Source organism: Streptomyces recifensis, assembly GCF_002154615.1.
Classification (GTDB): Bacteria; Actinomycetota; Actinomycetes; order Streptomycetales; family Streptomycetaceae; genus Streptomyces; species Streptomyces griseoluteus.
Window position 1 is genome coordinate 1 of the sequence record NZ_MUNH01000817.1, and the last position, 561, is coordinate 561.

Annotated in this window: 1 protein-coding gene; it reads right to left on the reverse strand. The window is 71.8% G+C overall.

Annotated features, from left to right (window positions below; genetic code table 11):
• Positions 1 to 50 precede the first annotated feature (50 nt).
• Positions 51 to 561 (reverse strand): extracellular solute-binding protein (locus CCN33_RS30020; RefSeq protein ID WP_140394767.1); only part of this gene is annotated, 511 nt, incomplete at its 5' end.

The following is a 561-nucleotide window of genomic DNA, read 5'->3' on the forward strand; positions in this document are numbered from 1 at the left end:
CCGGAGGGCGGGGGCGGAGTCGGCCGCGAGGGGGGCCGTTGTCGTCGCTGTCATCGTCCCTCGTACTCCTTGGAGATCTGCTCGGCGAGCTGCTGGGACTTGCGCAGGGCCGAGTCGACCGACTGGCGGCCGGCGATGGCCGCGCTGATCTGCTGGGACACCTTGGTGCCGAGGTCGGTGAACTCGGGGATGCCGACGAACTGGATGCCGGGCGCGGGGCGCGGCTGGACGCCGGGGTCGGTGGGCCGGGCGTTCTCGATGGCCTCCTTGGTCATCTCCTGGAAGGAGGCGGCCTCCTTGCGGTACTCCGGGTTGGTGTACGTGGAGGCGCGCTTGCCCGCCGGGGCGTTGGCCCAGCCGCTGGTGTCGCCGACCAGCTGCTCGTACCGCTTGCTGGAGGCCCAGGAGACGAACTTCCACGCCTTGTCGGGGTTGCGGGAGGCGTGCTGGATGCCCCAGGCCCAGGTGTAGAGCCAGCCGGAGGACTTGGTCCGCTCCACCGGGGCGGGGGCGTAGCCGAGCTTGCCCTTGACCGGGGAGCCCGCGCCCTCCAGGAGTCCG